Below are 10,164 nucleotides of genomic sequence, written 5' to 3' on the forward strand. Positions count from 1 at the left end.
GTAACTACCGTCATCTAGCCGATAACGCATACCTTTTGGGCCATTAGCACTCCACATTTTGGCTTCTGCATCTTTGACTTCAGCTTCATCGGCAAACTGGTTCCAGTAAAATACGCCAACGTTCCAACCCCTTTGCTTCCAGGATTTATGCGAGAGTGAGTTGCCATTGTTGGCGAAGGTAAAGTCTTCGCGGTCATAGCCATCTTGCGAAGAGCCATTCTGCCAGCCATGGAAATAAATAACCGTTGGCTTCGAGTCGTCATAGTAATTACTAATGGTTTCGTTAATCGTGCCATCAGCCTCAATTGCTTTGACCTGATTCTCTGCGCCATTTTGCACCCTAGCCCAGTGCAGGCCATAGTCTAGAAATTCCTCTCCAGCCGCTAATGCGATATCAGAACAGGCAAGCGTCAGGCCTAGTGTCATGACCTTGAGTGGATGAGTATTAAAGAAAGATTTAGGTTTCATAATTTCCCCGTTTTTATGTTTGTTTTGGGTACTTCTTATTGTTCCTTTAGTGCTACAACACGCCACCTTCTTGTGGCGAAACTACAGACTAAAAAACAAATACTTAGAAGGCTTTGGCAAAAATGGGCAAACTAGGTTGTTTAGGTTAAAAGGTATTTATTCGGGCTGGATATTCGAATTTTAGTTGGGTTGTTATTTACTCTGACTCGTTGACTTTCGCACGATCAACCTCGTGCTAACCCGCCTGCGAGCCGTGGAAGGCTCTGCCTACAGATTTGGAGACCACCGCCCCTTCGTTCAAAGCGTCTTCAGTAAATCTGACTGATAATCTTCGATGCTCACGCTCAAACCCAAGCTTTGTATTTTTTCTTCCAGTTCGCGTAAGTCAGTTTTTAGCTGATTGATAGTGAGCGTATTGTCATCCAGCTCATATACCTGAATAGAAGCTTTCAAGTGATAATATTTGATGATAAACGCTTGGTGATTGTTCTGTTCCAACGCTTGGTTTAAGGCTTTTGATTTTCGGTAAATTGCATTGAGCTCTTGTTTAAGCTGCCAGACATACCAAACTTCCGACATAAACGGCGTATTCCGGTTTCGGTATAAAGTATTTAGCACAAGCGCTACGGCAGACACTACACCCACCAGATTCAGAACGAAATTTGAACCTCCAGGTTCCCCAACTAAATGAATCAGTAGGGTTGATACGCTAAGCGCGATCGCCAATAAAGCAACAATGCTTCCAGCAATCACCCAGTTAAGGTGCTTTCGATAAGTTGTTTTATCAATATTCTGTAAATTCATATTCTTCTAACTAAAACCTCTAAATATTCAGTCTCAAGATAACAACAGAAACTTAAATAAAAATGGCGGCCAAAAAGGCTAATAATATAAGCGCTGTAACCGGTACAGAGATACCAGAAAAGTATTGTATTAACTTTGGCCCTTCCGTGACTTTCACAGCACTGAAGGCTTCTTCAGCATTTCTATATACCTCAGCTTTTAACTCAATGGGAGCACCTGTGATAATTTTTTCCCGAATCTCTTCAAGTTCTTCCAAACTCAAAAAATTCAAGTAAGGCTCGTTCTCACTATAACTCAGGATAATCGAGCGTATTTGATCACGATGAGAGTCTGGGGTACGAGAACAAGCGTTACAGACCTCAAAGGCTATAGCCTTATTCTCACCGCAATAAATACATATACTTATCATAATATCGTCATTGGCCTTGTGCTAAGAGAGTACTATATGAAAGGAACAGCCAGCCTATCTTGGAAGATAAGCTAGCTTATTCTGGAATGCCTTAGCCTAATGCCCGAAGCTCTTCATAAGACCTTTAAGCTTGTCACCACCTTTCTCTTCAAGTTTCTCCATCAGCTTCTCTTTAGCTTTCGCTTTCAGTTTTTCCGTCTGCTTTGCTTTAGCTTCTTTGATAAGCTTATCAAGTATTTGTTTACCCATAGCCTGAGCAAGTTCCTTTGGAGGAAGGCCCGCACTTCCACCTACATTCGAGACAGCAAAGGTGGGGAGAGTTTCATCATACTTTTTCTGGCCAAGCGCACTCAGATCTAACGCTAGTTGCGTATCTTTGATAGTTAGCTTCTTGATCACGATGCGCACGTCGGAGTCTGCACCCGACTCTTCCTTAGTCTTGTCAGCACTGCCGCTTTTTCCTGAGTCAGCACTAGCCTGACTGGTAATCTGCTCAAGCAATACATTTAGATTACCTTTTCCTTGAGCATTCAATTCATACAGTGCCGAAAGTGAATCAACCAAGACTTCCCCAATGACAATCGGCATTTCAGTGATATTCTCTGTACCAATATCCAGGCGCACGATACCAAAACCAAGAGCTGACGTCGGGGTAAAGCCATTAGGGTTAGCGACAGAGAAATCGCTCAACTCACCAAAACCATCCATCAACCTGATATCAACACCCTCTACAACAACAGCGCTTTGTAAAGCCTTGCTGCCATGCGTTTCAACCTGCTCTTTAACGATGTCATTGAGTGAGCCGGCCAGGTAAGCAACACCTGCGACGGCGATTAGTATAATTATCAAAAGTGGTAATAGTATTTTCTTCATAAAGGTTACCTATGGCTGTTGTTGCTTATCTTTTAATTCGTTTTCGCGCTGATTGTGCCTTAATCTGGCCTTAATCACTAACTTCATTTTATGCATTCGATGACCACTGATGAATAATGCGATGGCTATCAAGCCTAGCACTCCGTGACCCGCCAGAGCCTGGCTTCCAAACTCCCGATACACGACATAGTCTTCGATTTGGCCGACAAAGCCAATCATTATGACAAAGCTCAAGAAAATTGCGATAAAGGTCGGTGCGCTGTGCGCACCGTCGGACTCCTTAAGCAGGCGCTTTTCGAGCCTGCCTTAATACTCCACTCGCTCTCCCCATGTTTTAATGATAGGAATCTCTCCCACCCAAACGGGAAGCACCAAGTCTTCAATGTCATCATTTGGGCCGCCCTGTCTTTGTTTCACTGCCCCTTCGTCGATGTCCATCCTGAGTAGTGATGTTGCCTGAAGTTCCTTTTCATTGGGTTGGCGAATTTGTTTCCAACGGCCGGTTTCGAGCTGTTCAACAAAGTGCTCATATGCGGCAAGCTGTTGCTGTTCATCTTCCACCAATTCAAAGTAGCCAAACAGTACAGCCGAACGATAGTTAGCACTGTGATGGAAGCCCGATTTCGCCATTACCCAGGCATTTAATTCAGCGAAGGATACACAGGCTTCGAGCCCACTCGTGAGTTGCTTAACCAGGCGACTGCCTCGACTACCATGGATATAAATCGCATTGTCGACACGCCAGCAAAGCATCGGGATAGACATAGGTTTACCTTCGGGCGCAAAGCAAATATGCGCCAGTTTTAGCTCATCAATCAAGGGGTATAAGTCGCTCTGTTGGTAACTGGCTCGTTTTGCTGCTCGCTTTATTTCAGAGCGCTGCGTTTTCTTTAAGGTCACCTCTATTCTCCTTTGTTATATAAAGATATTTCCTATCGCACTCGTATCTCTGTGCTTGACTCATGCTTAGTCTGAATCAATACTGGCCCCACATTAAGATCCAATAATTAATTTCTGGTGGTACCAATTTGAGCACTGAAGAATTTGACTCGTTACGTGACTTTTCTTTTTCTGGCACCGAGACACTGCAACATCAGCTGTATCAGGGGGTCAAGAACAGAATATTAGATGGACGATTAGTCTCAGGGAGGCGATTACCTTCTAGCCGTGCGCTGTCGAGTATTCTTAAGGTTAGCCGAAACACGGTTTCGGGCGCCTTCGAGCAACTGAAAGCTGAAGGCTACCTGCAAACGAAAAAAGGAGCGGGCCACTATATTGCGACCAATCTTCCTGATGATTATCTCAATGCTCAAACGAAGAACATCATGCGATTTGAGTCAAAACCAACCAAGATGCCGCTCTCTGATTCTGGAAAAGTCTTGCTCGGCGACAACAAGATCAGAGTCTATCGCAACACCAGTTTCGAAGCCGGTTTACCTGACCTCAAAGCTTTTCCCATCAAAAAATGGGGGCAAATATATCAACAACAAAGCCAGCGTATCGCCTTGCTTGGATATGATTCATTACAAGGTTCGTCCTACTTGAGAGAAGTGCTTGCCAGCTACTTAAAATCTTCACGAGGATTGGATTGCACACCCGAGCAAATCATCATCACGGTTGGCGCTCAACAAGCGGTCAATATCGCGATTCAAGTCATCTTGAATCACGGAGATGAAGTCTATTTGGAAAACCCGGGCTACATTGGAATGCGCGAAGCCTTTAAAGCACATCAGTGCAAAATTACCGGCATCCCGGTGGGTAAGAATGGCTTAGACCTACAAGCACTACCGAAGAAACCAAAGGGTAAAATCTTATGTGTCACACCGACTCATCAATATCCGATGGGCGGGATTATGCCTTTGGCAAATCGCTTAAACATCCTTCAATGGGCTGCTGAAAATGGAGTATGGATTCTGGAGGATGATTACGACAGTGAATATCACTATGAACACAAACCGATTGCCTCCATGCAAGGTTTGGGTTTACAGGATCAAGTTATCTACATCGGTTCATTTAGCAAGGTACTTTACCCTGCACTAAGGCTTGGCTACATGGTTGTCCCTGAGCAAGTCATTGCCCCATGTGTGAAGACGAAAAATAGAATCGCAGGGCAAACACCAATGGTTGAGCAGGAAACTGTCGCTGAGTTTATTGCAGAAGGGCACTTTATCAGGCACCTGAGAAAAATGAGAGGGCTCTATCACGAGAAATTCAAAACGATCATCGCGGCTTGCGAACAGCACCTGGAAAATCTCGCAAAGCCCGAGTGCACCGGCGCGGGCATGCACATAGTATTGATTTTTAATCCGCAACTTTGCCAGGCCGGGCTATCAGATATGAAGGTTGTTGAAGCGATGAGGGAGCATAACCTCTCTGCCAGCCCCTTATCCACTTATTACCTCGATCGAGCCGAGGAGCAAGGCCTTGTACTGGGTTTTGCTAATACGGAGCTAAGCCTGATTGATCCGCATATACAAACGCTTCGGAATGTCATGCTTTCATGCATGACTAGCACTTAATCAATACTGTAAGGTCAATCGAACTAAAACAAGCCCACACCTCTATCAATATACTCAACTCGGCGGCGAGGCGTACCATGAAATGATTGTTCCAGGTTGAATTCAACACTCCCAACCGGAACACTGAAGAATACTCCGCTCGGTGTCGAAACGCGTTGCTGACTAACAGGTTCAATCCATTCCATGGCCTTTTTCTGCATCGACAAAAAGAAACCGCCAGTAGGTAGAAAAGTGCCGTTCTTTTGTTTTTCCCCTACTTCCATGCTTTTAAACTGAGTCATCGGAAAACAGGTCGGAACTCCATGAAGGTTACAGTCAGTCGTGGCAAAATCTATATCACCAATAAACGGGATAGGCCCAAGCGTAAAATTTGAACCACTGGGCAAACCGATATGGGTCGCTCGGACAGGGTCTGGCTGACCACCGCTTTCATAATCTACCTCACCATCCACCACATTCGGTGCGGTAATCGGATGAGCCTGCCCTTCTACCGGTGTAAAAGGCAAGAGAGCCCCCGCTAAGGCAAACCACCAGGGGCGATTAGGGGCATCAATCAATGCGTAAGCATTATCCTTTATTTGAACGGGCAGTTGACCGGTAAAGCTCAAAATATCCCCAGAGAAAATACCACGCGCCTGATGAAAGCCAATACGCATACCCACTAGTTCATCGTCTTCTTTAGCGATTTCGATGTAAGGGTCATAAAACTCAAAAGGAATGATTTCGCCCGCTCTATAGTAGCGTCCATCCATCTTTCTACCACTGGTCTCGGCAATCGCGCCAAAGCTCATATTCTTAACCCAAAGATCTGCGCCCTGCTTTTCCAAGCCTGGTTCTGTTCCATCACACTCAAAACAAGCTTCGCCATTTTCCCAGCGAGGATATTCGCCTAATTTAAGCTCCTCAACGTTCAGCTGCGTCTTGAGTTCCATACCAATATTTACTCGGGTCATTTCTTTTCCAAGAACGGTTTCCTGGTCTAGGGTGACAAAAGCTTGGCCGGAAATCTCCGATAGCTCTTCATCCTGCAAGGGAGTCATATCGGAATAACAGTTTTCAACGAATAAAACCGTTTTCGCGTAAATACAACCTGCAATGAGTTTGCCCAATGTATGAATTTCATCTTTGATGCTGGAAAAGTAGGTACTCATACAAACATCCTTTTGCACATGTGTGTTTTTATTTTGTTTATTTTTCACACATGCTAACGATGAAAAGTACCTCCCTCAACGAGATATTCTTACCTTTGTGAATGCCTTCAAGTCAGCCCCCTCCAAAGGATGGTAAGGTAGCTGGATATTACTACTTAATCACTTCGCCAATCACACAAGCCAAGTCATAACCCGCGGTTCTCAGCTCATTTAAACAAGCGTTCGCTTGATCAGCAGGCACTCCAGCCAATAAACCTCCCGCAGTTTGGGGGTCAAATAAAATCTCTGCTTCTTTCGGCGTTTCCAAGGAAATAAAAGCACGCATCTTGGTATCGATTTGTTTGTTTTGCTCATGCAAGCTCGAGAATATACCCTTAGCCATCAGTGCTTCAGTACCGTCCAATACAGGTAAGGAAGCCAGATTCAAAGAAGCCTTTTGCTTTGACGCCTGAAGCATTTCCAGTAAGTGTCCAGCTAAGCCAAAGCCCGTGACATCGGTACAAGCTTTCGCCCTATGGTTGAAGAGGATATGACTCGCCTTTTGGTTAGACTGAAGCATCATTTCAATCGCCGATTTCACCCAAGGCCCCTTCGCCAAGCCTCGCATATCCCCTGCAAATAAAGCCCCTGTTCCCAGCGCTTTAGTTAGAATCAATTTATCACCTGGCTGAAGCCCAGCCTTGGTTAGAAGCTGGTTTTCATCGGTTAGACCATTAATGGTAAAGCCAAGGCTTAGTTCAGCACCTTCTGCAGTATGCCCCCCAACAATGGGCATCTCACACGCATCAAAAACCTTGCTCGCGCCAAGCATCAGATGAAGCAATTGCTGCTCAACTTTTTCTTCACTCGCAAAAGGTAAGGTCACTAAAGCTTGGGCGCTATGGGGCGTTGCTCCCATGGCAAAAATATCACCCAAGGCATGGTTCGCGGCAATCTGGCCAAAGAGGTAGTCATCATCGATGAAACGTCGAAAAGCATCGACAGACTGGACTAATAATTTATCGGCAGGAATGGCCAAAACGGCGGCATCATCCGGCTGGGACAGTGCTACCTTCGCCTTATCCTCATAACGTGTTGAAAGCTGGGCAATCACGCGATTTAAAATAGGCTGCCCCACTTTGGCACCGCAACCGCCACAACGCATACTCATCGGCTCAGCATCCACACTCGCATTTTCAGCGGGGATCATCGGCTTGGCAAGTTCACTAAAGCGGCGCATAAATTTACGGTCGATTGAATCTTTCCAGTGCCATACCCATGCGCCCGACATTGCCCAGTCACCTCTAGAGGCAATTGCAGCTTTGTCGCCAGTACTCACTAAACTCAGGAACTTGCTCTGAGGGACAAAGGCTTTTAATGGCTCACCACGTAGGGCTTTTTCAAGATTATCAGCCAAGGGTTTACCCTGGCGCACAGCAAATACACCGGCTTTAGGCCGTGGGTGATCCAGCACATCAGCAATATCACCCGAGGCAAAAACATTAGGATGAGAAACTGACTGCAAACAAGCATCCACTTCTATAAAGCCCCGCTCACTACAGGCTAAACCAGCGGCTTTCGGCCATTCAGGGGCTGACGCCGATATTGCCCAAATAATCTTGTCTAAGCTTAGTTCCCTCGGGTTTTCAGCGTCTCGCGCATCGACCAAGCACCCTTCTTCAACTTTAGACACGCGAAAATCATGATGAACCTGCACCCCACGTTTATCCAATACCTTTTGGTAGCGCTGCTGCACTTTGGCATTGTGGCTGGGCAGTATCGTGTCACTCCCCGAGACCACGTGAAAGCGAAGTTGCTCAAAGCTCGTCTTTCGGTATTTTAGCGCACACTTAAGTTTGTGCTGCATCGCTAGCGCAACTTCAACACCACTGGCACCACCGCCGACAATACCAATATCTACCGGCGAAGTGAGTTCCTTACTCAGTAGGGATTGCTGCAAGTCATGCCAGAGAGCGAGAAAGCGATCAACAGGTTTCACACCAACGCTAAACTCTTTAGTGCCTGGTATGTTTTTTAAGTCTGGAGAAGAGCCTATATCTATCGACAATACGTCGTACGAAAACGGCGGATGCTGCTGACAGAAGATGGTTTTCGCTTCAAGATCGAGGCCTGTCACGCTATCTTCAATAAAGCGCACCCCAAAACTTCGACACGCTGCGCCCAGGTCGATATGCACGTCTTCATGCTCGTAGTTCCCGGCAATCAAGCCAGGCAGCATACCTGAGTAAGGTGTGAGTACTGAATTGGAAATCAGGGTAATGCGCACACCAGGTAGGTGACGCTTGGCCAACATGCTCAGAGCAATAGCGTGGGCATGGCCACCACCGATTAACACCAAGTCTTGGCTAATGGGTGTATCAGTATTTGTCTCATTTTTTTTCACGTTTATTCCTAATCCAGCTCTTTAAGAGAGGCGGTAATCAATGGTAATCATTCGTTATCGCTCCCTCTTTAGTGCCCTAAACCTGTAGGCAGAGCCTTCCACGGCTCGCATGAAGGCTAGCACGAGGTTGATCGAGCGAGGGATAGAACCCTCTGCCTACAGTCATTGTTATTTGTTAAATATAAGCTTGAATGCCACTACTCCGCCAGTGCGCACGGCGCACCCTATAACGGGACTGTTCCTCTTACACTAACGCATATCCGGCAAGGCATTGAGCCGCAGCTTTCGCCTAATACCGCGTGATAAGGTATCGACAAGAATATTCAGCAATGCCGTCACTAAAATTAAAAACAAGGCGCGATCAAAGCGCAACTCTTCGAAGGCCGAGTCGACGTAAAAACCCAAGGTATGCACGCCGAGAATTCCCAGTATGGCACTCTCTCGTAGAATCACCTCCCAGCGGTAAAACAAAAAGGCCAAAAAGGGCCGATATAATCTGGGCGTGACTTCGTAGGAATATAGATTAATGCCTTTCGGGGCGTCTTGTCTTAGCTTAAGGTTGCGTGATGCGTTGCCAATCAAATGCGCGATAATCGCACCATTGTGCAAGCTCAAAGCCACGATCGCGGGCACCATCGAGGGACCCATCATAATCAGTAAAACAAACACCAACATCAGCTCAGGTATAGAGCGCAAAACGACTAACAAGAAGTGTGACAGATAACGGCTGCCTTTGTTCAAAAATAAGGGTGAAATAAAGGGGTACATGACTAAGGCTAAGATGCCACTGCCCACCAATGAAATCATGGTCAGTAATAAGGTATTCCAAACGCCTTCGGCCACCTGCTGCTGTATCAGAAAGCTAGCCCAGTCCCATGTCGCATACCAAGCCTCTAGCTGCCAAAGAGTTTCAGCCCCTTTTAAGGGTTCAGGCAGGATATCGTAGCTTAAAAAGCGCCATATCAGATCGGTCTGTGTACTCAGGTATAAATTCAATTGAGTCGATAACCACACCACCGCGACTAGCAATAGCAGCAATAAGCTACGACGATGACTCCAGAATCTTAAGCTGGCGATGACAAAAAAGAAGACATAGAGCACTGCCGCGGCCTGATCGTACTCGCCTTCACTGAAGAAGCTTTCGAGATGAAAGCCCAGCGTAGGCAAGCCGATAAAACCAAGTATCGCGCTGCTTCGAATACCGCACTCCAAACGATAACGCGTATACGACACGACTTGCGGCCAAGCCTGCGCCAAGCGCGCGTAAAGAAAAGCCGAAAACGAGCCTTGTGCCTGGTGGGTCAGGGCATCATTCGGCGCACGATCGCTTTCTTCCAAAATCTCGGCATAGACCTTGGCGAAGATGCCAGAAAAAGGAATGATAATCGCCAACAAGCCAGTCAGCGTCGACAAGCCAAAGAACTGCAAAAACAGCAAAGCCCAAAAAATTTCATGAATTGAACGGATAAAGGCACAGCCAATACGGACCAAACGATGCTGAAAACATTGCGCCAACAGCAAGCCGAATACAGAAGAGATCGCCACACCGACCAAGGC

9 protein-coding genes and 1 pseudogene are annotated in these 10,164 nt (G+C 46.3%); 1 reads left to right on the forward strand and 9 read right to left on the reverse strand.

What is annotated here, in order from left to right; all coding sequences use genetic code 11:
* From A3763_RS04525 to A3763_RS04550, 6 genes and pseudogenes are all read right to left on the reverse strand, one after another.
* Positions 1-468 (reverse strand): annotated as a pseudogene (locus A3763_RS04525) (hypothetical protein); the annotation flags it as partial.
* Positions 469-765: 297 nt separating this feature from the next.
* Positions 766-1,272 carry a DUF3087 family protein gene (locus A3763_RS04530; protein WP_068513612.1) on the reverse strand — a complete coding sequence of 169 codons (507 nt, stop codon included), beginning with the start codon at positions 1,270-1,272 and terminating at the stop codon, positions 766-768.
* Positions 1,273-1,324: 52 nt separating this feature from the next.
* Positions 1,325-1,528, reverse strand: coding sequence for a hypothetical protein (locus tag A3763_RS27320; RefSeq protein WP_156490508.1), 204 nt, complete (start codon positions 1,526-1,528; stop codon positions 1,325-1,327).
* A 249-nt stretch (positions 1,529-1,777) separates the two neighbouring features.
* On the reverse strand, positions 1,778-2,554 hold the full coding sequence (locus A3763_RS04540; protein ID WP_068513607.1) for a hypothetical protein: 777 nt from the start codon (positions 2,552-2,554) through the stop codon (positions 1,778-1,780).
* Between the two features lie 9 nt (positions 2,555-2,563).
* The gene (locus A3763_RS04545) at positions 2,564-2,788 is read right to left on the reverse strand and encodes a hypothetical protein (RefSeq protein WP_156490509.1); all 225 of its coding nucleotides are present in this window, start codon (positions 2,786-2,788) and stop codon (positions 2,564-2,566) included.
* A 72-nt stretch (positions 2,789-2,860) separates the two neighbouring features.
* Positions 2,861-3,454, reverse strand: a complete 594-nt coding sequence (locus tag A3763_RS04550) for a pyridoxamine 5'-phosphate oxidase family protein (RefSeq protein WP_197469914.1) — start codon at positions 3,452-3,454, stop codon at positions 2,861-2,863.
* 128 nt (positions 3,455-3,582) lie between these two features.
* Between A3763_RS04550 and A3763_RS04555 the strand changes: the two genes are divergently transcribed.
* Positions 3,583-5,073, forward strand: coding sequence for a PLP-dependent aminotransferase family protein (locus tag A3763_RS04555; RefSeq protein ID WP_068513601.1), 1,491 nt, complete (start codon positions 3,583-3,585; stop codon positions 5,071-5,073).
* A 23-nt stretch (positions 5,074-5,096) separates the two neighbouring features.
* Here A3763_RS04555 and A3763_RS04560 read toward each other — a convergent pair whose 3' ends face one another.
* From A3763_RS04560 to A3763_RS28120, 3 genes are all read right to left on the reverse strand, one after another.
* The gene (locus A3763_RS04560) at positions 5,097-6,224 is read right to left on the reverse strand and encodes a hypothetical protein (protein WP_068513598.1); all 1,128 of its coding nucleotides are present in this window, start codon (positions 6,222-6,224) and stop codon (positions 5,097-5,099) included.
* A gap of 151 nt (positions 6,225-6,375) precedes the next feature.
* Complete coding sequence (selD, locus tag A3763_RS04565; protein WP_068553554.1) at positions 6,376-8,607, reverse strand: selenide, water dikinase SelD; 2,232 nt, start codon at positions 8,605-8,607, stop codon at positions 6,376-6,378.
* Between the two features lie 249 nt (positions 8,608-8,856).
* Positions 8,857-10,164: ABC transporter permease (locus A3763_RS28120; protein WP_068759917.1), on the reverse strand; the 1,308-nt coding region annotated here is incomplete at its 5' end.

It is taken from the genome of Oleiphilus sp. HI0128, from assembly GCF_001635365.1.

Excerpts from the sequence above, each read along its gene's own strand:
- A3763_RS04540 (WP_068513607.1), bottom strand. The coding sequence starts at position 2,554 with ATGAAGAAAATACTATTACCACTTTTGATAATTATACTAATCGCCGTC.
- A3763_RS04560 (WP_068513598.1), bottom strand. The coding sequence starts at position 6,224 with ATGAGTACCTACTTTTCCAGCATCAAAGATGAAATTCATACATTGGGC.
- A3763_RS04530 (WP_068513612.1), bottom strand. The coding sequence starts at position 1,272 with ATGAATTTACAGAATATTGATAAAACAACTTATCGAAAGCACCTTAAC.